Genomic DNA, 21,133 nt, shown 5'->3' on the forward strand with positions numbered 1-21,133 from the left:
CCTGCCCTCGGCCGTCACCGCCAGGACCGCTGGAAGGCCCGCTCACACCATGAAGGATGTACGACAGTGACCGCACCAGCACCGACGGCTCATCCCGTAGATCCACGGACCCTGCTGAGTGGTCCGGAACACCGCACGTTCCGCCCTCTGCTGTGCTGGCTGGCGTCGATGAATCGTGCGGAAAAGGCCCATCCGCAGGTCACACGCTGGGGCGTGCCGGCCCTGTGCACCGCGTTCGGCCTGCCCTCCCTCCTGGACGCGGCCGACGGACCCGGCGTCCCGGCGGTCCTGGCGCTGATCGCCGGGCTCACCATCCCGCTGCTCTGGCGCAGGCAGCACCCCATGACGGTCTACGCCATCACCGCCGCCACCGCCGTGGCGGCACTCCCCCTGGGAATCCTGACGGCCGCGGACGCCGGGCGCCTGGTGGCCCTGCTCAACGTGGGCCGCCGTGGAACCGCCCGCCAACTGGTCGTTGCCCTGGCCGTCGGCCTCGCGCAAGGGATCGCGGCGTACGTGGTCTACTCGGACGACGGGCAGATCGACCACTTCCTGCAGGCCCCCGCGCTGATCCTGATCACGCTGCTCGACGTCGTGGCGATAGCCGGACTGGGTGTCATCAGCCGACTCGTGAACTCCTACATCACGGCCCTGCAGGACCGTGCCGTGCGCCTGGAAGTGGAACGCGACCAGCGCGCCCGCCTCGCCGCAGCCGCCGAACGCGCCCGCATCGCCCGCGAGATGCACGACATCCTCGGCCACACCCTCTCCGTCGTTGTCGGCCTGGCGGGCGGCGCCGCCGGACTCACCGAGAACGAACCCAGACGCGGCGCCGACACCCTGCGGCTCATCGCCGACAGCGGGCGCGGCGCCCTGGGCGACCTCCGCCGCCTCCTCACCGTCATCCACGACGAGCCCGGCGAACCCGGGCCCGTCCCCCCGCTCGCCCCCCAGCCGGGTCTGGCAGACCTTGACGCCCTGCTGGAACGGGTCAGGTCCGCGGGCCCCAGCGCCACCCTGCACACCGAGGGCGACCTGGAAGGACTCGCCCCGGGACTCCAACTGGTCGTCTACCGCATCGTGCAAGAGGCTCTCACCAACACCCTCAAGCACGCCGCACCCGCCCCGACGGTCCAGGTCGCCGTCTGCGTGGGCCACGACCTGGTCCACGTCACCATCGAGGACACCGGCCCCCATCGCCTCCGACATCGGGCCGACCGGAGCGATGGCGGAGGCCAGGGTCTGGTCGGCATGCGCCAGCGTGCCGCCCTCTACCAGGGCAGCATCACCGCCGGCCCCAACACCCGTGGCGGCTGGACCGTCCGCGCCCTCCTCATCCCCACCGCGGCACCCTTCACGCCCCCGACACCTCCGCCAAGCCGCCGGACTCGCCCGCAGCGAAAGGACGCCCACGAGCATGGAGCCGTCCTCACCGCCCCAGCACCGTTCACGAGAAGCTGCCCGTCATGACCACCGTCCTCGTCGTCGACGACCAGGCCCTGCACCGATTCGGCTTCGCCATGCTCCTCGAACAGCACCCCGACCTGACCGTGGTCGGCGAGGCCGCCAACGGAGCCGAAGCGGTCAAGCTGGCCGCTGAACTCCGCCCCGACGTCGTCATCATGGACATCCGCATGCCCGGCATGGACGGCATCGAGGCCACCCGCTGCATCGTCACCTCCGGCAGCCGCTCCCACGTCCTGGTCCTGACCACCTTCGACCTCGACGAAGACGCCTACGCGGCCCTGCGTGCGGGCGCCAGCGGGTTCCTCCTGAAGGACGTCAAGCCCGGTGAACTCGTCGCCGCCATCCGCGCGGTGGCTGCCGGAGACGCCGTCATCGCGCCCGGCCTCACGCGGAAACTCATCGACGTCTTCAGCCAGAAGATCAGCCACCGCAGTCGCGATCAGGAACGTCGGCTCGCCTCCCTCACCGACCGCGAACGCGAGGTCCTCAACGCCATCGCCTGCGGCTACAGCAACGCCGAGATCGCCGCGCACCTCCACGTCGCCGAAACCACCGTCAAGTCCCACGTCGGCCGCGTCCTCGCCAAGACCGGTGCCCGCGACCGCGTCCAGGCCGTGGTCTTCGCCTACGACGTGGGACTGGTCCGGCCGGCATGAACCCGGCCCCCTCACAGGGCGGTTGCCGGTTCAGGCCCGGCTGGTGGTGCGCGGCCCGTTGTACTGCTCGTCGGTGACCGGCTCCCGCCACTCGGTCTCCGGGGTGCCGTCGCCGAGGCCCTCCCAGAGGGCGATGTGCTCCATAAAACGGTCGGACACGGCGCCGTGCCAGTGCTCCTCGCCGGGCGGACAGGTGACGGTCTCGCCCGGGTGAGCCTCGAAGACCGTGCCGTCGCGGGTACCGATCAGGGCTGTGCCGGAGACGACGTACAGGGCCTGACCCAGGGCGTGAGAGTGCCAGTGCGTGCGCGCGCCGGGCGAGAAGCGCACCAGGTTGGCGCGCATCCGGGACGGCTCCTGGCCGGCGTGGATCACGTCGAACCACACGTCACCCGTGAACCAGTCGGCGGGTGCCTTGACGGTGGGCTGCTGCTTGGCGAATTCCATGGTGCTTCTCCTGGCGAAGGCGCTGGGGTATGGCCGTGGGTGTCAGCCGGCTGGGTTGTGTGTCTGCCCGGAGGTCTGAGGGCGGGTGGTGGACGTGCTGGTCCAGCTGGCGAGGATGTTGAGGGCTTCGGCAGAGGGGGACGCGGGTTCGGGGGTCAGGATGATCAGGGACTGGTCGGGGTCGCCCTCGACGGCCAGGCCCAGGTAGTCGAGGCTGAGGTCGCCGACGAGCGGGTGGTTCAGGCGCTTGCTGCCCGTGGTGTGGACGAGGACGTCGTGGTCGGCCCACAGGCGGCGGAAGGTGTCACTGAGCACCGACAACTCCCCTATGAGTTCGGTGAGTTGCGGGTCGTCGGGGTGGCGTCCGGCGTAGACGTGGAGCGTGGCTACGCAGTCGGCGGCGGCCTTCTCCCAGTCGTGGTAGAGCGTGCGGGCGGACTCGTCCAGGAAGACGTAACGGGCAAAGTTGCGCTCCCGGTGGGGACGGTCCTGGAAGTCGATGTAGAGAGCGGACGCGAGCAGGTTGGCGGCCAGGACGTCCATGCGTCTGCCCATGACCATCGCGGGGACGCTGAGGGAGTCCAGAGTCCGGTACAGCACCGGGTGGACCCTTTGGGGAGCGAGATGCCGCTTGCGGCGGGTCCGGGTGGTGGCCTTGGGCTGGGTGAGGTCGAAGAGATGGGCGCGTTCGGTGTCGTCGAGGTGCAGGGCGCGGGCGACGGCGTCCAGGACGGCCTCGGAGACGCCCTGGGTGCGGCCGCGCTCAAGGCGGACGTAGTAGTCGACGCTGACCCCGGCGAGCTGGGCGACTTCTTCGCGGCGCAGGCCCTGCACGCGGCGGGCGCCGCCGTGCGGGGCGAGACCGGCCTGTTCGGGGGTGATCCGAGCCCGGCGGGTGCGCAGGAACTCACGGATCTCGCTGCTGCGGTCCATGGGTCCACCGTACGGCGATTCCGGACGCGTCAGGTGCTGGAAAGGGGCACTGCCGGACCCCCCTGTGAGCAGTGCCCCCTACGGGGGCTCGGGCGGGGGCCGCCGCGTGGTTGCGTGGATATCGGGCCCGCTACGCCGGCCCGCAAGACCTGATGTGACGCCCCGTCCGCGGGGAACCTCGACCGGCCGTCCGTCAGGCCCCCGCGGTGTGACCGCCGTGGGAACCGCACACGCCAGACCAGGAGAACCTGTGCTCACCGTCAACGCCTATGCCGCGGTCTCCGCGACCGCGCCGCTCGTCCCCACCACGATCCAGCGCCGCGACCTGGGTCCGCACGATGTCCTGATCGAGGTCAAGTACGCCGGGATCTGCCACTCCGACATCCACCACGTCCGCAGCGAGTGGGGCGAGGTCCCGTATCCGCTGGTCCCCGGTCACGAGATCGCCGGTATCGTCACCGAGATCGGCCCCGCGGTCACCCGTCACGCCGTCGGCGACCGGGTGGGCGTCGGCTGCATGGTCGGCTCCTGCGGTGATTGCACGAGCTGCCTCAAGGGCGAAGAGCAGTACTGCCTGCGCGGCAACATCCTCACCTACGGCTCCGTCGACCGGGACGGCACGATCACCCAGGGCGGCTACTCGACCCACGTCGTGGTCACCGAGGACTTCGTGGTCAGGATTCCCCAGACCCTGGGCCTGGACGAGGCCGCGCCACTGCTGTGCGCAGGCATCACCACCTACTCCCCGCTGCGTCACTGGGGTGCCGGGCCGGGCCGGAAGGTCGCCGTCGTCGGCCTGGGCGGACTCGGCCACATGGCCGTCAAGCTCGCCCACGCCATGGGTGCGGAGGTCACCGTCCTGTCCCAGTCACTGAAGAAGATCGACGACGGACTGCGCCTCGGCGCGGACGCCTACCACGCCACCAGCGACCCGGACACCTTCGAGAAGCTGGCCGGCACCTTCGACCTGATCGTCAATACCGTCAGCGCGCCGCTCGACGTCAGCGCTTATCTCTCGCTGCTGGCCATCGACGGCACGATGGTCAACGTCGGCGCCCCGGCGGAGCCGCTGTCGGTCAACGCCTTCTCGTTGATCCTCGGCCGACGCTCCTACGCCGGCTCGGCGATCGGAGGCATCCGCGAAACTCAGGAGATGCTCGACTTCTGTGGCGAGCACGGCCTCGGTGCCGAAATCGAGGTCATCCCCGCCTCGAAGATCAACGACGCCTACGAGCGCGTCCTCGCCTCGGACGTGCGCTACCGCTTCGTGATCGACACCGCCACGCTCGCTTGAGCCGACCCTCAGGCCGTGGCCGCTTGGACCTGGTCGTCGGCGGCGCCCGGCGCCTGGCCACGGCGGTCGATGGGGTCCGTACGGCGCCCCCCTCGCCGGAACCGGCGAGGGGGGTACTGGCAGACCCCCGGAAGAGGCGTGCCCCGTACAGGGGCCCGGGCAGGGCAGGCGGGTGGTTGCCTGGATAGCGGGCCTGATGCACGGCATCGATCATTCGAGCAGTACGCGCCGTAACGGCACGCAGGAGATTGTCGCCGCCGCAGCCCCGCCGTCTGCCCTTTCACCCCACGTTTAGAGATGAGGACACCCCCGATGGCTACGAAACTGACCGGAACCGTCGCTCTCGTCACCGGCGCGAGCAGCGGGATCGGCGCCGCCACCGCCCGCGAGCTCGCCGAGCAGGGCGCCTCGGTGGCGCTCGTGGCTCGCCGCAAGGACCGACTGGAAGCTCTTGCTGCCGAGATCGAGAAAGCCGGTGGCACCGCGCTGGCGGTGGAAGCGGACATCACCGACCGTCACCAGGCAGAAGTGGCTGTGGGGCAGGTCGTCGAGCGGTTCGGGCGGCTGGACACCCTGGTCAACAACGCCGGTCTGATGCTCGTCGGGCCTGTCGTCGGGGCGGACGCCGAGGAGTGGGACCGCATGATCGCGGTCAACGTCCAGGGTCTGCTCTACACCACCCGCGCCGCCCTGCCGCATCTGCTGAAGGCTGCCGAACAGGCGCCGCGCCAGGTCGCCGACATCGTCAACATCGGCTCCTACGCCGGTCGCGTGGCGAGCAGCGGGTTCGGTGTCTACAACGCCACCAAGTTCGGCGTGCACGCCTTCACCGAGTCCCTGCGCCAGGAAGTCACCCAGCGCCACGTACGCGTCGGTGTCGTCGAGCCCGGTGCCGTGGAGAGCGAACTGGGCACGCACAACAAGCCCGAGATCCGCGACGAGGTGATCAACCCCTTCTTCGATGGAACCGAGGTCCTCGCGCCCGAGGACATCGCGGACGGTGTCACCTACATGGTCACCCGTCCCCGGCACGCCGCCGTCGGCGAGCTGTGGATCATGCCCACCGAGCAAGCCTGAGCGCCTCCATCGCGCGGCCTCCCCGGCCAGGGCAACGCATCAACACCCCATCACCCGGGCCGCATCGGCCCCGGAAAGGAATCGTTATGAGCAAGGTCATTTTTGTCACTGGTGCCGGGCGCGGTCTGGGCACGGACATCGTCCGTGAGGCTCTGGCGGCCGGTCACCAGGTCGTGGCCACCGGGCGGCGCCCCGCGGAGGTTGAGAAGACGCTGGGCGGGCCGCAGGACAACCTGCTGACCGTGAGGCTGGATGTGACCAGTCTGGAGGAGGCGCAGGCGGCCGCGCAGGCGGCGGTCGAGCGGTTCGGCCGTATCGACGTCCTGATCAACAATGCGGGGAACTTCTTCGCCGGCTACTTCGAGGAGGTCTCCCCGGAGCACATGCGCCAGCAGATCGAGACCAACCTGTTCGGCCCGATGAACGTCACGCGTGCGGTCCTGCCCGTGATGCGTGCTCAGCGCGACGGTCACGTCGTGTCGATCTCCTCGCTGGCCGGTCAGGTGGGCACGGAGTTCACCGCCGCCTACGCGGCTTCCAAGTTCGCCGTGGAGGGCTGGATGGAGGCCCTGCACCAGGACATCGCGCCGTACAACATCCGCACCACGATCGTAGAGCCCGGTTACTTCCGTACCGAGCTGCTGGTGGATGCCTCCACCACTTGGCCCGAGCCGACCATCGCCGACTACGCCGAGCGCACCACTGCCACGGTCACGGCGTGGAAGAGCATCAACGGGCAGCAGCCGGGTGATCCCGTCAAGCTCGCCCGCGCCCTGCTGACCGTTGTCGGGCAGGAGCAGCCGCCGGTGCGCTTCGTCGCCGGCGCCGACGCCATCGAGGGCGTCACGGCCAAGGCCCGCGAACTCCTCGCCCAGGTCGAAGCCTTCCGCGCACTGGGCGGCAACCTCGGCCACGACGACACCAACGCCTGAACCACCCCACACACCGGGCGGGCCCACCAGTATCTCCCTGTACCGAAGGGCATCAGACTCCCTTGCCTTCCTTGCCCAACACCACCTCACCAGTCCCCCAGACCAGTGACCCGGAGGGTTTCACGGTCTCCGCGTCGACGGGCTGGAACAGCCGGACCTGGCTGCTTCTGGTCACCTTGTGCGGGGCACTCTTCCTCGACGCCCTCGACATATCCATGGTCGGAGTCGCCCTCCCCTCCATCGGCAGGGACCTGGCCATGGACACGGCCATCCTCCAATGGATCGTCTCCGCGTACGTCCTCGGCTACGGCGGTTTCCTGCTCCTCGGTGGGCGGGTCTCGGACCTCCTGGGTCGCCGCCGGGTGTTCCTCGCGGCGGTCGGCGTCTTCGGTGTCGCCTCGGTCATCAGTGCCCTGTCGACGTTGGACGCGCTGATCATCGCGCTGCGCTTCGTCAAGGGTGTGAGTGCCGGGTTCACCGTGCCGGCCGGCCTGTCGATCATCACCACCACGTTCGCCGAGGGTCCCGCCCGCAACAAGGCGTTCTCGATCTACTCCGCCTGCGGAGCCTCCGGGTTCTCGCTCGGGCTGGTCTTCGGAGGTTTCCTCACCGAGCTCTCGTGGCGTGCCACCCTGCTCTTCCCCGGCCCGGTCGCGCTGCTCCTGCTCGTGATCGGAATGCGGGTCGTGCCGAGGGTGGCCCGGGAGAAGTTCAGCTTCGCGCAGTTCGACCTGCTCGGCGCGCTGAGCTCCACAGCGTCCCTGCTGATCCTGGTGTATGCCGTCGTACAGGCTCCCGAGGTTGGCTGGGCCAGCGCCCAGACACTGGCCCTCTTCGCGATCTCAACCCTGCTCGCGGTGTCGTTCGTCGTCATCGAGCTGCGCCACCCCCACCCGCTCCTCCGCCTGGGCATCCTGCGTTCGGCGCGGCTGGTGCATGCGAACGTCGCCGGCTTCGTGATGTTCGGCGGCTATGCCGCCTTCCAGTTCCTCGCCACGCTCTACGTCCAGGGTTCGCTCGGGTGGAGCCCTATCAGCATGGCGGTGGCCTTCCTGCCGGTCGGGCTGATCGTCGTGATCTCCGCGATCAAGATCGAACGCGTCCTCGACCGGTTCAACACCACGGTCCTGGTGGGGGTGGGCCTGCTGGCGTTCGGAGCGGCTTATCTGTTGTTCCTGCGTACGTCACCGGGCATGAGCTACTGGAACTTCATGTTCCCGACCATGGTGCTGCTCGGGATCGGATTCGCGGTGTTGTTTCCCGCGGTCAACTCGCAGGCGACGGCAGGCGTTTCGGATGACGAGCAGGGGTTGGCCTCAGGACTGCTCAACACCTTCATCCAGGTCGGTGGGGCCGTGATGATGGCCGTCGTCACCGCCATCATGTCGAGCTCGGGCGGGGCCCATGCCGGGGAACTGCTCCCCGGCATGGGGACGGCGGTGATCGCCGTGGCCGCGTTGACTGCAGTTGGGCTGCTGATCACCGCTGTCGTCCTGGTCGTGCTGCGGGGCGACACTGCGGCGGGAGGGAACGTCGGGACACCCCCTGACGGTCCGCACGTGCCGTTCCTCGTACTCAGCGAGCAAACTGCCGTGAGTATGAGATTTCGAGCCCGTCGGCCCCGTTCGAGTCCCTTGATGCCTCTGCTGCCGCGACCCTGGCCCGGCCAAGCCCACAAAGGCCGAGAACGTCATGCTCCGTCTGCGCTCCGAAGAACGCACCGCGCCCGGCCCCCTTATCTCCGCCCCCACAGAAAGCCGCCCGATGACACATCCCAAGGAACTGGTCGTCCTTTACCCCGCGCCCCAGTCCACCGAGCGGATCTTCGCCCCGGAGACCCTGCGTCGACTGCACGAGGAGTTCGAGGTGCTCGACCTCGAAGGCGATCCCGACGCCGAACGGCAGCTGGACCTGGCGCTTCCCCGAGCCTTCGCCGTGGTCGGCCAGCCCGAACTGCCCGCCGAACGCGTCGAGCGTGCCGTGAGCCTGCGGGCCCTGTGCAACGTCGAGGGCAACTTCTTCCCCAACGTCGACTACGCCGCCTGCGCCGACCGCGGTGTCCACGTGCTCGGCTGCGGACCCGCTTACGCACAGGCCGTCGCCGAGTACTCCCTCGGCCTCGCGCTCGACCTGGCCCGGGGCATCACCCGCGAGGACCGCGCCTTCCGGGCCGGCGCCGAGGGGTACACCTTCGCGTCCAACACCGACTCCATCCTGCTGCGCGGCGCCGAGATCGGCCTTATCGGCTTCGGCAACCTCGGGCGCGCGCTGCACGAGCTGCTCGTGCCGTTCCGGGCCACCATCCGTGTCTACGACCCGTGGCTGCCGGAGCGCCACCTGGAGGAGCACGGAGTGATCCCGGCCTCGCTCGACGAGGTACTGGAGACCAGCCAGGTCCTGTTCGTCCTGGCCACGATCACCGAGGAGAGCGAGCGGCTGCTCAGCGAGGCACGGCTGCGCCGACTGCGCCCCGGTGCCCGCCTGGTCCTGGTCAGCCGCGCCGCGGTCGCCGACTTCACGGCCCTGATCGAACTCGTCAGCCAGGGCCACTTCCTCGCGGCAGTGGACGTCTGGCCCGAGGAGCCGGTGACTGCCGATCACCCGGCGCGTGCGGTGGAAGGACTCGTGCTGTCCGCCCACCGGGCCGGCGGTATCCCCGCGGCCTTCGAGAAGATCGGGGAGATGGTCCTCGACGACCTCTTGCAGATCAGGGCGGGCCTGCCGCCGGTGCGTATGCAGGTGGCGGCCCGGGAGCTCGTCCACCGCTACCGCAGCCGTCCGGTCACCACCGCGGCGGGTGCGAGGAACGCATGAGTGCCATGCGAGTCGCCGTGGCCGGTGCCGGCTTCATGGCCGTCGTGCATACCCGCGCAGCCCGAGGCGCCGGGGCGCACCTGGTGGCCGCGGTGCGCCCGGACGGAGAAAAGGGGCGGTCCGCGGCTGAAGCCTTCGGCGCGGACCGTGGATACCCATCCCTCGACGACGCGCTCGACCACGCGGACGCGAACTGAGCACCGGCGGCACCACACGCACGTAACCGACTCACGGGCAGGCCCGGCCCTCCCGGAGCGCACCGGCCCGCCCGACCACCTTCACACCCAAGGACCGCCATGTCCGTCACCCTCCCCGCCCGAGCCCTGCTCTTCGACTGCGACGGCGTCCTGGTCGACTCCGACCAGAGCGTCATCGCCTCCTGGAGCCGCTGGGCCCAGGCCTACGGCCTCGCTCCCGACGAAGTAGCCGCCGTCGTCCACGGCCGCCGATCCGCCGACACCGTGCGGCTGTTGATCCCGCCGGCTTTGCGCGCCGAGGCACTTACCGCCATCGACGCCTTCGAACTGGAGGACGCTGCCCAGGTCACGGCGGTCCCCGGAGCCGCCGACCTCCTCACGTCACTGCCGCAGGGCACGTGGGCGGTGGTCACGTCCGGGACCCGGGCACTGGCCACCGCCCGCCTGAAAGCCTCAGGGCTCCCGGTGCCGTCCGTACTGGTCACCGCGGACGACGTCACGGACGGCAAGCCGCATCCCGAGGGGTATCTTTCCGGCGCCAAGGCGCTGGGCACCCCGATCGAGCACACCGTCGTCCTGGAGGACAGCACGTCCGGCATCGAGGCCGCCCGCCGAGCCGGAGTGGGCGGCGTCGTCGGCGTCGGCGAACGGGCACTGGTGACGGACGCGGACGTCGTGGTCGCCGACCTGCGGTCGCTGCGTTGGTCGGGGGAGGGGCTGCTGTCGGCCGAGAACCACCTGCGACCGGTCCCGCCACCCGCCCGGACCCCTCCGGCCGACTCGGCGGCGCAGACCCGATGACGAAACCCGCAGCTTCGCGTCACCGCCCACCCCACGCGCGGGTGAAGCCAACCTGCGGTGGACGCGGAGCGCAGCCGACCCGGACCTGGGTCCGGCCGACGAGACGTCCATCAGGACGTTCGACGACCACGTCTTCCTCGGCGGCTGGTTCCTGATGTTTCCAATGCCGGACTGCCCGGCCCCCCGCCACCCCTTCCGGGTCCGACGAACGTGTAGGTGGCCGGGCCACCCTCACCGCCACCACCACGGCGACCAACACCCGCGCCGCGACCGCGCGACGTGCGTCTCGGCGAACACTTTTGCTTCAACCGCGCCAGCCCCGGAGCCCGAGCAGCCGGGCAAGGTCCTCGATCTCATGGCCGCACTGACCGAGTCCGGCCAGCAGGCCAAGGCCTCCCGCGGCGAGGACGCCGACGTCCACGAGCTGCCGAAGAAGAAGACCGCAAAGAAGCAGCCGGCCATGAAGACGGCGGCGAAGAAGACGACGGCGGCAGCTGGGACAGGACCCGCTGGCCCCTTCCTCCCATGAGGACGACCTGCGCCAGCTCGCCTACCAGTTGATGGACGCCGCCGGCCTGCAGCGCGGCCGCCTGACCGGTCTGATCCTGAAGGGCGACGACCTCCTCGACGCCGACCAGGTGGCCCGGCAGCTGTCCCTCGATGACGCCCACGAGGCCCGCCTTGCCGCGGAAGGCGCCGTCGACCGGATTCGTGTGACAAGTTCGGCCCGCAGGTCATCGGCCCCGCCGTCGTCTTCCGCCGTGCCTCCTAACCCCACCCCTGACCTGCTCCCGCTGCTCGGGGACCCGTGCTGCTGGACCCGCCAGGATTACGCGGCCCACCCCAGGCAATACCGCACTGGCCCTGCGTCCAGGCCGTCGAAGACGCCCTCAGCCATCGGGGCATCCCGCCGGGCACCGTCGGGCCGGCCCCCACGGCCCTGAACGAGGCCTGACCACCTATATGACCCTCGCCTCGGACGTCTCCCGCACGACCTCGGCGCCCGTGGTGGAAAACGAGCTGCTGCCCCGGCGGACGTGCCGGGGCAGCAGTGGGAGCTCAGAGAGCCTGAGCCGCGTGAGCCTGAGGGCGGTTCGGCGCTGGACGGGCGCCGATGCCCCGGTGTGGTCGGTCAGTGCTCGATGGAGGCCATGTTCGCCTCGTCATGGCGGGCGCCGGCCGGCGGGGTGAGGTTGTTGAGCCGCTCGATCTGGTCGGTGCTGAGCTTGATGCCGTCGGCGGCGGTGTTCTCCTCGACGCGGGCGGCGCGCTTGGTGCCTGGGATCGGGGCGACGTCGTCGCCCTGCGCGAGAAGCCAGGCCAGGGCGATCTGGGCCGTCGTGGCGTCGACCTCGGTGGCGATGGCCTGGACCTCGTCGACGATGCGCAGGTTGAGCTTGAGGTTCTCACCAGTGAAGCGCGGGTTGGTCTTGCGCCAGTCGTCGTCGGCGATGTCCTCGGTGGAGCGGAACGCGCCAGTGAGGAAGCCGTGGCCGAGCGGCGAGTAGGGAACCAGGCCGATGCCGAGTTCGCGCAGCAGTGGCAGCAGTTCGGCCTCCACATCGCGGGTCCACAGGGAGTACTCGGTCTGCAGCGCGGCGACCGGGTGGACGGCGTGGGCGCGGCGGATCGTCTCGGCCCCGGCCTCGGACAGGCCGATGTGCCGGATCTTGCCCTCGGCGACCAACTCGGCCAGGGCGCCGACGGTCTCCTCGATCGGGGTGTCGGGGTCGACCCGGTGCTGGTAGTACAGGTCGATGTAGTCGGTGTCGAGCCGCTTCAGGGAGCCTTCGACGGCGGTGCGGATGTTCGCCGGGCTGCTGTCGAGGACGTACGGTCCGCCGCCCGCGTGCGAGTACATGCCGAACTTCGTCGCCAGGACGACCTGGTCGCGGCGGCCGCGGAGGGCCTGGCCGACCAGTTCTTCATTGATGAAGGGTCCGTAGATCTCGGCGGTGTCGAGATGGGTGACGCCCAGGTCCAGTGCCCGGTGGATGGCGCGGATCGACTCGGCGTCATCGGTGCTCGCACCGGAGTAGAAGGCGGACATCCCCATGGCGCCCAGGCCGATCCGGGAGACGTTCAGCCCACCGAGTGAGACGTGCTGCATCAGATTGCTCCGTTCTTTGGCTTCCTCATCCAGAAAACCAGCCGTCGACCGCCACCGGGCCCGCGTATGGGGTACTGCTTTTCGGGGGGTCCGCCAGTGCCCCCTTCCACGACGCCGAGACTGGGGCATGGATCGGGCCGGTGCGGCGGGACAGGGGCAGGCCGGTGCCCTCGTTGGCGTGGGCGATGATCTCGGCGGTGATGGAGATGGCCGTTTCCTGGGGTGTGTGGGCGCCCAGGTCGAGCCCTATCGGGGAGTTGAGGCGGGCGAGGTCCACCTCCGGTACGCCGGCCTCCCGCAGTAGTTCCAGGCGCTGTTCGTGGGTGCGCCGCGAGCCCATGGCCCCGATGTAGCCGACCGGCAGGCTCAGCGCGAGGCGCAGGAGGGGGATGTCGAACTTGGCGTCGTGGGTGAGGACGCAGACGGCGGTGCGGGCGTCCACTTCGGTGGCGGCCAGGTACCGGTGCGGCCAGTCGGTCACGACCTCGTCAGCGTGCGGGAAGCGGGCGCGGGTGGCGAAGACGGGGCGGGCGTCGCAGACCGTGACCCGGTAGCCCAGAAAACGCCCCGCCTCGCTCAGCGCGTCGGCGAAGTCGACGGCACCGAAGATCAGCATGCGGGGAGGGCGGGCACTGGTATGGACGAGCACGGACAACCGCTCGGGGCAGGTGTCGGCGTCCCCGCCGACCTCGATCCGGCCGGTGCGGCCCGCCCGCAGCAGGGCATGTGCCTGCGCAGCCACGGCCTCGTCCTCGCGTTGCCCGCCCAGGGTTCCGTCGTACGGGCCCTCGGCAGGCACGTAAAGGGTGCCGCCGAGGAGTTCTTCCCGGCCGTTCACGATCTGGGCCACCGCGGCGGGCCGATCCGCCGCCATCTCGGCGAGGGCTGCGGTGAGTTGGGGCTGCACCGCGGGATCCAGCCGCTGTACCAGGATCTCGATCTCGCCCCCGCAGGTCAGGCCCACGGCGAAGGCGTCGGAGTCCGAGTAGCCGAAGCGCGTCAGTACCGGAGCGCCGGCGGGTTCGAGGGTCTCCCGGCACAGTTCGTAGACCGCTGCCTCCACGCAGCCGCCGGAGACGCTGCCGATCACGTCGCCGTCGGCGCTCACGGCGAGTGCGGTGCCGGGTGGCAGGGGTGCGCTGCCGCTGACGTCGACGACGGTGGCGAGGGCGAAGGGACGGGCTTCCCGGCACCAGGCGTACAGCGTTTCCGCGATGTTCAGCATGGACGGGTCTTCCTCACCGGGTCTTCCTCGAGGGATGTGGTGAACGGGCCGCCGCCGCACCGCCGGGGGGACGGAGTTCGCGGCGGCGGCCCTGGTGTGCCCTGCGTGGCGGGGCGGCCCGCAGGGCGGTCGTGGCGGGCCCGGTTGCTCAGAGCAGGGCTTCCGCCGTGATGGGCAGGGTGCGGATGCGGCGTCCGGTGGCGTGGAAGACCGCGTTGGCGAGGGAGGCGGCCACCCCGAGCTGGACGACTTCGCCGATGCCCTTGACGCCGATGGGGTCGGCCTCGTGGTCCTCCCCGTCGAGGTAGATGGCCTTGAGGTCGGGGATGTCGGCGTTGACGGGGACGAGATAGTTGGCCAGGTCGGCGTTCACGATCCGGCCGTCGCGCTGGTCCATGACCATGTGCTCAAGCAGGGCCTGCCCGATGCCGCCGACCATGCCGCCCAGGGCCTGGCTGTCGGCGAGCTTGGGGCTGATGACGCGGCCCACGTCGTACACGCCGAGCATCCGCCGCACCCGGACGAGACCGAGGCGGGCGTCGACGGCGACCTCGGCGAACACCGCGCCGTAGGAGTGCACCGAGGCCCGGTGGGGCTCTTCGGGAGTGTAGGAGCCGAGCACCTCGAGGTGGGTGCGGTTGTTGCGGGCCAGCAGCCGCTGGTAGGTCTCCCCGCGCGCGGGATTGTCCTTCACGTACAGCCGCCCGCCGCGTACGACGACGGTGTCGGCGTCGGCGCCGTACAGCGGCGAGTCCTCGTCCCCGACGGCGAGTTCGATCGCCTGCTTGCGCAGCTTGTCGCAGCCGTCCTGGACGGCGGAGCCGACGTTGGCCATGGTCATGGAGCCGCCGTGCGGCGGGGTCACGGGCATGCGGGAGTCGCCGAGCCGGAAGGTCACGTTGCGCATGGTCAGACCGAGCGCGTCGGCGGCGAGCTGGCTCTGGGAGGTGTAGGTGCCCGGGCCCATGTCGCTGGTCGCGGCCTCGACCAGGGCCGTGCCGTCGGCGTCGAGCCGGACCGACGCCTGGGCCGCCCAGTAGAGGTGGTGGTAGACGCCGGCGGCCATGCCGGTGCCGATCAGCCAGTCCCCGTCGCGGGTCGAGCGGGGCTTGGGGTTGCGGCGGTCCCAGCCGAACTCGCGGGCGCCAGTGGTGTAGCACTCGCGCAGCCGCCGGGTGGAGAACGGCAGTCCGCTCGACTCGTCCTCGGCCGGCTCGTTGCGCCTGCGCAGCTCGATCGGGTCGATGCCGAGTTCGTGGGCGAGTTCGTCCATCGCCGACTCGACGGCGAAGGAGCCGGTGGCGTAGCCGGGCCCGCGCATCCAGCACGGCGTGTTCACGTCGAGCGACACCGTCCGGTACTCCTGGCGGACGTTGGGGGTGCTGTAGAACATGTTGCCGGGGGCCAGGACGCCCTCTTCCACGAAGTTCTCGTACGTCGAGGTCTCGGCCGTGACGTCGTTGACCATGGCGGTCAGGCGCCCGCGCCGGTCACTGCCCAGGCCCAGCCGGAACTCGTACGTGGGCCGGTAACCGACCCCGAAGTAGAGCTGCTTGCGCGAGAGCACGAGTTTGACCGGGCGGCCCGTCTCACGGGCGGCGACGGCCGCGATCGTGACGTGCGGCCAGGAGCGGATCGCGCCGCCGAACCCGCCGCCGACGAACGGCGAGACGACCCGGATCGACTCCTGCGGGATACCGAACACGGCGGCCAGCTCGACCTGCGTCCCGGGCACCCACTGGGTCTTGTCCCACAGTGTCAGCTTGTCCCCGTCCCAGCGGGCGATGGTGGCGTGCGGCTCCATCGGGTTGTGGTGGTTGCGGCCCAGATGGTACGTGACATCCAGCTGTACGGCGGCGGAGGCGAGCGCCTTGTCCGCGTCACCGCGCGCGTAGGTGATGGGCTTCCAGTCCGGGCGGTCGGCCGGGTCGGCCATGTCGGTCGACGGCTGCCGGGCGTCGTAGGAGACCTTCACCAGGCTCGCCGCGTGCTGCGCCGTCTCCAGCGTGGTGGCGACGACGGCGGCGACCGGCTGCCCGTGGAAGCGGACCTGGTCGTCCTGGAAGACGTGCAGTCTGTCGCCTTCCAGCGGGTCGATCGAGGCGGGGTTGTCGCGGTAGGCCAGCTTGGGCGCGTTGAGGTGGTTGATCACCTTCAGGACGCCGGGCTGGGCGAGGGCGGCGCGGGTGTCGATGCCGGTGATCCGGCCGCGAGCGACCGTGCTGTCGACGACGACCGCGTGGACCACGCCGCCGATGTCGTGCTCGGCGGCGTACGTCGCCTTCCCGGTCACCTTCAGCCGGCCGTCCACACGGGACAGCGGAGCTCCCACGGCTGCCTGCGGCTGAGGGCTCACTTGGTACCTCCTACGACGCGCAGCTGGCGTTCGACGGTGCGCTTCACCAACTCGACTTTGAAGCGGTTGTGCTCCAGGGGGCGGGCCCCGTCGGCCGCGCGTTCGGCCGCCGCAGCCCACAGGCTTGCCGACGGTCGTTCGCCGATGAGGTGCCTCTCGACGGCGGGCAGCTTCCATGGCACGGTGCCGACGCCTCCGGCGGCGACCTTGGCCTCCTGGATCCGCCCGCCGCGGATGTGCAGGGCGACGGCCGCGGAGGTGAGGGCGAATTCGTAGGACTGCCGGTCACGGACCTTCAGATAGCCGGACTTCAGGGGGCGGGGAAGCGGCGGGATCTCCACGGCACTGATCAACTCGCCCTGCCGGATGGCCTGTTCGCGATTGGGTGTGCTGCCGGGCCGGAGCAGGAAGTCGGCGAAGGGCACGGTGCGCTGTCCGTCCGGGCCGAGCAGGTGCACGGTCGCCTCGAGTGCGGCGAAGGCGACGGCCACGTCCGAGGGATGGGTGGCCACGCAGTTCTCGGAGGTGCCCAGGATCGCGTGGGTGCGGTTGAAGCCCTCCAACGCGGCGCAGCCCGATCCGGGTTCGCGCTTGTTGCAGTTCGCGGTGACGTCACGGAAGTACGTGCACCGGGTGCGCTGCATGATGTTGCCGCCGATGGTTGCCATGTTCCGCAGCTGGGCCGACGCGCTCAGCTCCAGCGCCTGCGAGATCACGGGGTGGAGAGTGCGCACCTTGGGATGGGCGGCGGCCTCGGCCATCCGCACCAGCGCGCCGATGCGCAGGCCACCGCGCTCGGTGACCGTGACCTCCCGCAGGGGCAGAGCCGTGATGTCGACCAGCGTCTCGGGGCGTTCGACGGTCTCGCGCATCAGGTCGACCAGGGTGGTGCCGCCGGCGATGTAGCGTCCGCCGCGCCGGCCCGCGTTTAGGGCCTCGCGGGTGTTCTCCGCCGTGGTGTACGAGAAGGGGTACATGGCGCTCACTTCCCGTGCGCGGTCTGCTCGACCGCGCGCACGATCTTGACGTAGCAGCCGCAGCGGCAGATGTTGCCGCTCATGAACTCCCGGATCTCGTCCTTGGAGCCGGTGTGGCCCTCCTGGATGCAGCCGACGCCGGACATGATCTGGCCGGGGGTGCAGTAGCCGCACTGGAAGGCGTCCTGTTCGATGAACGCCTGCTGGAGCGGGTGCAGTTCGTCGCCGTCGGACAGGCCCTCGATGGTGGTGACCTCGGCGCCCTCCAGCCGTATCGCCAGCGTCAGGCAGGAGTTGACCCGCCGTCCGTCGACCAGGACCGTGCAGGCCCCGCAGGCACCTGCGTTGCAGCCCTTCTTGCTGCCGGTCAGCTCCAGATGCTCGCGCAGCAGATCCAGCAGCGAGGTCCGGTTGTCGACCGTGACGGTGTGCCGCTTGCCGTTGACGGTCAGGGAGACACGGCCGCTGGGTGGTCCGTCAGCGGCGACCGCCTCCTCGGCGCCCAGGCCGAGTGGTCCCGCCAGACCGCCCGCCATCACAGCACCACCGACGACGGCGGTCGTGGCGACGAAGGTGCGCCGGGACGGTTCCGACGTGGACGGTTCCGACGGGGGTGCGGTCGGCGGAGGGGCAGCTGAATCAGTGACTTCAGTAGACATGCGTACGCTTTCTACTCGGTGGAAGGTCAACGGCCTTGCTCATCGGCGCGCTTGCAGGAGAACTGGTGTCGTCTCCCAGGTGTGGCAACCGGCCGGCCCGCCCCGTCGCCTGAGATGACGGATGCTGCCTCGGTGCGTGAGGGGCTGTGGCGGCAGGGCCGCTGCACTCCATCCGGCGCGGGCCGTCGTTGCCCCGCTGCTCGGGATGTGATCCTGCGGTTGCGCCGCGGGTGTCAGCCGGCCGGGTTGCGTGTCTGTCGGGTGGTGTGGGGGTTGGTGGCGGACGTGGTGGTCCAGCTGGAGAGGATGCCCAGGGCTTCGGCGGTGGGGGAGGAGGGTTCGGGCGTGTAGATGACGAGGCACTGTTCGGGGTCGCCTTCGACGGCGAGGACCGCGAATTCGAGAGTGAGGTCGCCGACGAGAGGGTGGTGCAGGCGTTTGGTACCGGTGGTGTGCGCGACGACGTCGTGGTCGGCCCACAAGCTGCGGAAGATGTCGCTGTGCAGGGACAACTCGCCGATCAGCTCGGTGAGCTGCGGGTCGTCGGGGTGACGGCCGGCGTACAGGCGGAGCCTGGACACGCAGGTCTCGGCGACCTCGTCCCAGTCGGTGTACAGGGTGCGGGCGGCCTCGTCGAGGAAGACGTAGCGGGCGAAGTTGCGCTCGCGATGGGGTCGGGCTTCGAAGTCGGTGTAGAGGGCGCAGGCGAGCTTGTTGGCGGCCAGGATGTCCAGCCGTCGCCCCTCGATCACCGCGGGAACGCTGAGCGCGTCCAGGGTGCGGTAGAGGACCGGGTGGACCCTTTGGGGGGCGAGAGGGCGCTGGCGGCGGGTTCGGGCGGTGGGCTTGGGCTGCGCGAGGGTGAAGAAATGGGCGCGTTCGACGTCGTCGAGGTGCAGGGCGCGGGCGACGGCGTCCAGGACGGCCTCGGAGACGCCCTGGGTGCGGCCGCGCTCCAGGCGGACGTAGTAGTCGACGCTGACTCCGGCTAGCTGGGCGACTTCCTCGCGGCGCAGCCCCGGCACGCGGCGGGGCCCCGGATGTGGGGTGAGGCCGGCCTGCTCGGGAGTGATCCGGGCCCGGCGGGTGCGCAGGAACTCACGGATCTCGCTGCTGCGGTCCATGGGAACCACCGTAGGACGGCCTCCCGCCCCGTCGGGCCCTGAAAGGGGTACTGGCAGACCCCCCCCGGAAGTGCGGTGGCCGGTGCGGCGGCGCGTGGGGACCGCGGGCGGTTGCCTGGACGGCGGGTACCCACAGCGCCCCCATGCCAGCGCCATCGACGCCGTCGTGCCTTGGCAAATGACAGTTCCTCATCGGTGTGACAGAGCCCCGCCGAGTAGCTGTATGCACAGCTCCGATGGACGCCTGCTGACCCGTGCGCACAGCGTGGGCCCATGGGAAAAAATTTGCCAAGAAGGAAAGATTGCCAAAATAGAAAGAATCTTGGATGATCACCGGCGTGACGTCTGAGTTGAGCCTGCGGCAGCGGAAGAAGCTGGCGACGCGCTCCGCGTTGAGCCACGCCGCGTGGTCATTGATGGCGGAGCAGGGTCTGGACGCGGCGACCCCGGAGGCCGTCGCCGAGGCGGCGGATGGGTCCCCGCGGACGTTCCGCAACTACTTCGGGAGCCGTGAGAAGGCGATCCTCCACGGATTGGTCTCGCGGGGCACCACCCTCGTCGACACCATGCGGGCCAGGCCTGCGGAGGAACCGGTGTGGGATTCCCTGGTCAAGGTGCTTCCGGCCTTCACGGCGACGTTCGCCGTTCAGCGCGACGACATCGCGGTGTTGATGCGCGCAGTGGCCGAGAACCCGGCGATGCGGGCCCAGCATTTTGTCGCCTACGAGGACGCCCATCAGCGACTCGCCGAGTTCATCGCCGACCGTACCGGCACCGATGTCGAGCGGGACCTGGCTACGCGACTCCTGGCCGCCACGGCAGCCGCAGTGCTGCGGACGTCGGTCGAGATCGGGGCCAGAGGCGAAACCGGCGCCACACTGCCGGACCTGGTCCGCGAGGACCTGGCACAACTGCGTGACGGCCTCCCGGTCGGTGCGGGTGAAACGACCGCCCACCGGTCCGGCGTTCGCCCGCAGGGTGTCCTGACGATTCCGAACGCGCACGACGAGGAGACCACCTGATGACATCGTTCCCCCTGCCGAGCGGGCTGACGAGGATCCGATGAACGACATCCATCCCGATCTCGCGCGGGGCCGCTTCATCCCCAAGATGTCCTACGGCCCCCTGTCGTCACGCATCATGCGCAGCTTGAAGGCGCGCCCGGTCGTTCCCGGCCCGGACATCACTGTCCAGGAAGTGGTCGTGCCCGGCCCCGAGGGGGCGCCGGACGTCTCTCTGCGCGTCTTCCAGCCGGCCGGCCTGAAGACGACGGCGCCGGCCCTGCTGTGGGTACACGGAGGCGGCCTCATCTTCGGAGCCCCGCAGAACGACGACCGCACGAGCATCGCCTTCGCCCGTGAACTCGGCATCACCGTCGCCGCGGTTCGCTACCGGCTGGCGTCGCACAGTCCCGCACCCGCCGCGGTGGAGGACGCCTACGCCGCGCTGCGTGGCCTGGTCGCGCAGGCGCGCCACCTCCACATCGACATCGACCGCATCGCGATCGGCGGTGCCAGCGCGGGCGGCGGCATCGCCGCGGCCCTCGCGCTGCTCGCCCATGACCGTGCCGAGATCCGTCCGGTGTTCCAACTGCTGGTCTACCCGATGCTGGACGACCGCACGACAACGCGAACCGACCTGGACGCCCTCGACGTGCGCCTGTGGACGGCCAAGAGCAACAGATACGGCTGGTCGTCCTACCTCGGCGACGCCGTCGCGGGCCCGGACGTCTCCCCGTACGCGGCCGCAGCCCGCCGCGAGGACCTCACCAAGCTCCCCCCGGCCTGGATCGGAGTGGGCACCCTCGACCTTTTCCACGACGAGGACGTCGAGTACGCGCGCCGACTGGACGACAGCGGGGTCCCGTGTGAACTTCACGTCGTCCCCGGGGCTTTCCACGGGTTTGACGCGGTGTTTCCCGATGTCGAGGTCTCCCAGGACTTCTGGCGTCAGCAGGTGAAGGCGCTCGCGCGCGAGCTGCAGCAGAGTCGAGGCCGGCCGCGCCTCGGCGGCCGAGTGCGAGCGGAGACAGAAACACCATGAACAGCCGTAGGGGAACCCCTC

20 protein-coding genes and 1 pseudogene are annotated in these 21,133 nt (G+C 70.1%); 12 read left to right on the top strand and 9 right to left on the bottom strand.

Annotation, left to right across the window (positions count from 1 at the left end; translation table 11 throughout):
• Window positions 1–168: 168 nt before the first annotated feature.
• A complete protein-coding gene (locus QF027_RS38335) occupies window positions 169–1,470 on the top strand; it encodes a sensor histidine kinase (protein ID WP_307079889.1) in 1,302 nt (433 codons plus the stop codon).
• Window positions 1,467–2,123 (top strand): response regulator, encoded by a 657-nt coding sequence (locus QF027_RS38340; RefSeq protein WP_307079891.1) that lies wholly within the window; start codon window positions 1,467–1,469, stop codon window positions 2,121–2,123. The genes QF027_RS38335 and QF027_RS38340 overlap by 4 nt, the downstream gene beginning before the upstream one ends.
• A gap of 30 nt (window positions 2,124–2,153) precedes the next feature.
• On the opposite strand, the gene QF027_RS38345 is transcribed toward QF027_RS38340, so the two are convergent.
• Both QF027_RS38345 and QF027_RS38350 read right to left on the bottom strand, forming a co-directional pair.
• Window positions 2,154–2,570, bottom strand: a complete 417-nt coding sequence (locus QF027_RS38345) for a (R)-mandelonitrile lyase (RefSeq protein WP_307079893.1) — start codon at window positions 2,568–2,570, stop codon at window positions 2,154–2,156.
• A gap of 42 nt (window positions 2,571–2,612) precedes the next feature.
• Complete coding sequence (locus QF027_RS38350) at window positions 2,613–3,503, bottom strand: helix-turn-helix transcriptional regulator (RefSeq protein WP_307079896.1); 891 nt, start codon at window positions 3,501–3,503, stop codon at window positions 2,613–2,615.
• Window positions 3,504–3,753: 250 nt separating this feature from the next.
• Between QF027_RS38350 and QF027_RS38355 the strand changes: the two genes are divergently transcribed.
• The 3 genes from QF027_RS38355 (at window position 3,754) to QF027_RS38365 (ending at window position 6,806) form a co-directional block, all read left to right on the top strand.
• Window positions 3,754–4,797 (top strand): NAD(P)-dependent alcohol dehydrogenase, encoded by a 1,044-nt coding sequence (locus QF027_RS38355; RefSeq protein WP_307079898.1) that lies wholly within the window; start codon window positions 3,754–3,756, stop codon window positions 4,795–4,797.
• Window positions 4,798–5,109: 312 nt separating this feature from the next.
• On the top strand, window positions 5,110–5,874 hold the full coding sequence (locus QF027_RS38360) for an SDR family NAD(P)-dependent oxidoreductase (protein WP_142157773.1): 765 nt from the start codon (window positions 5,110–5,112) through the stop codon (window positions 5,872–5,874).
• Between the two features lie 86 nt (window positions 5,875–5,960).
• Complete coding sequence (locus QF027_RS38365; protein ID WP_307079900.1) at window positions 5,961–6,806, top strand: SDR family oxidoreductase; 846 nt, start codon at window positions 5,961–5,963, stop codon at window positions 6,804–6,806.
• Between the two features lie 52 nt (window positions 6,807–6,858).
• Here QF027_RS38365 and QF027_RS38370 read toward each other — a convergent pair whose 3' ends face one another.
• The gene (locus tag QF027_RS38370) at window positions 6,859–6,981 is read right to left on the bottom strand and encodes a hypothetical protein (protein WP_307079902.1); all 123 of its coding nucleotides are present in this window, start codon (window positions 6,979–6,981) and stop codon (window positions 6,859–6,861) included.
• 40 nt (window positions 6,982–7,021) lie between these two features.
• Here QF027_RS38370 and QF027_RS49795 point away from each other — a divergent pair.
• The 5 genes and pseudogenes from QF027_RS49795 to QF027_RS38400 all read left to right on the top strand — a co-directional run.
• Window positions 7,022–8,221: pseudogene (locus tag QF027_RS49795) on the top strand (MFS transporter); the annotation flags it as partial.
• Between the two features lie 349 nt (window positions 8,222–8,570).
• Window positions 8,571–9,620, top strand: a complete 1,050-nt coding sequence (locus QF027_RS38385) for an NAD(P)-dependent oxidoreductase (protein WP_307079907.1) — start codon at window positions 8,571–8,573, stop codon at window positions 9,618–9,620.
• Entirely contained in the window at window positions 9,617–9,817 is a 201-nt protein-coding gene (locus QF027_RS38390) for a Gfo/Idh/MocA family oxidoreductase (RefSeq protein ID WP_307079909.1), read from the top strand. Before QF027_RS38385 ends, QF027_RS38390 begins: the two co-directional genes overlap by 4 nt.
• A gap of 99 nt (window positions 9,818–9,916) precedes the next feature.
• Window positions 9,917–10,618 carry an HAD-IA family hydrolase gene (locus tag QF027_RS38395; RefSeq protein ID WP_307079911.1) on the top strand — a complete coding sequence of 234 codons (702 nt, stop codon included), beginning with the start codon at window positions 9,917–9,919 and terminating at the stop codon, window positions 10,616–10,618.
• Between the two features lie 355 nt (window positions 10,619–10,973).
• Window positions 10,974–11,147 (top strand): hypothetical protein, encoded by a 174-nt coding sequence (locus QF027_RS38400; protein ID WP_373432018.1) that lies wholly within the window; start codon window positions 10,974–10,976, stop codon window positions 11,145–11,147.
• 603 nt (window positions 11,148–11,750) lie between these two features.
• Here QF027_RS38400 and QF027_RS38405 read toward each other — a convergent pair.
• The 6 genes from QF027_RS38405 to QF027_RS38430 form a co-directional block, all read right to left on the bottom strand.
• Window positions 11,751–12,728: an aldo/keto reductase gene (locus QF027_RS38405; protein WP_307079913.1), complete on the bottom strand. Its 978-nt coding sequence runs from the start codon at window positions 12,726–12,728 to the stop codon at window positions 11,751–11,753.
• 25 nt (window positions 12,729–12,753) lie between these two features.
• Window positions 12,754–13,953 carry an XdhC family protein gene (locus tag QF027_RS38410; RefSeq protein WP_307079915.1) on the bottom strand — a complete coding sequence of 400 codons (1,200 nt, stop codon included), beginning with the start codon at window positions 13,951–13,953 and terminating at the stop codon, window positions 12,754–12,756.
• A 148-nt stretch (window positions 13,954–14,101) separates the two neighbouring features.
• The gene (locus tag QF027_RS38415; protein ID WP_307079918.1) at window positions 14,102–16,309 is read right to left on the bottom strand and encodes a xanthine dehydrogenase family protein molybdopterin-binding subunit; all 2,208 of its coding nucleotides are present in this window, start codon (window positions 16,307–16,309) and stop codon (window positions 14,102–14,104) included.
• Window positions 16,306–17,286 (bottom strand): FAD binding domain-containing protein, encoded by a 981-nt coding sequence (locus QF027_RS38420; protein WP_307079920.1) that lies wholly within the window; start codon window positions 17,284–17,286, stop codon window positions 16,306–16,308. The genes QF027_RS38415 and QF027_RS38420 overlap by 4 nt, the downstream gene beginning before the upstream one ends.
• 5 nt (window positions 17,287–17,291) lie before the next feature.
• Entirely contained in the window at window positions 17,292–17,945 is a 654-nt protein-coding gene (locus tag QF027_RS38425) for a (2Fe-2S)-binding protein (RefSeq protein ID WP_307079922.1), read from the bottom strand.
• A gap of 233 nt (window positions 17,946–18,178) precedes the next feature.
• The gene (locus QF027_RS38430; RefSeq protein ID WP_307079924.1) at window positions 18,179–19,069 is read right to left on the bottom strand and encodes a helix-turn-helix transcriptional regulator; all 891 of its coding nucleotides are present in this window, start codon (window positions 19,067–19,069) and stop codon (window positions 18,179–18,181) included.
• A 338-nt stretch (window positions 19,070–19,407) separates the two neighbouring features.
• Between QF027_RS38430 and QF027_RS38435 the strand changes: the two genes are divergently transcribed.
• Both QF027_RS38435 and QF027_RS38440 read left to right on the top strand, forming a co-directional pair.
• Window positions 19,408–20,091, top strand: coding sequence for a TetR/AcrR family transcriptional regulator (locus tag QF027_RS38435; protein WP_307079926.1), 684 nt, complete (start codon window positions 19,408–19,410; stop codon window positions 20,089–20,091).
• 40 nt (window positions 20,092–20,131) lie between these two features.
• The gene (locus QF027_RS38440; RefSeq protein WP_307079928.1) at window positions 20,132–21,112 is read left to right on the top strand and encodes an alpha/beta hydrolase; all 981 of its coding nucleotides are present in this window, start codon (window positions 20,132–20,134) and stop codon (window positions 21,110–21,112) included.
• Window positions 21,113–21,133: the final 21 nt, after the last annotated feature.

The organism is Streptomyces canus, assembly GCF_030816965.1.
Taxonomy (GTDB): Bacteria; Actinomycetota; Actinomycetes; order Streptomycetales; family Streptomycetaceae; genus Streptomyces; species Streptomyces canus_E.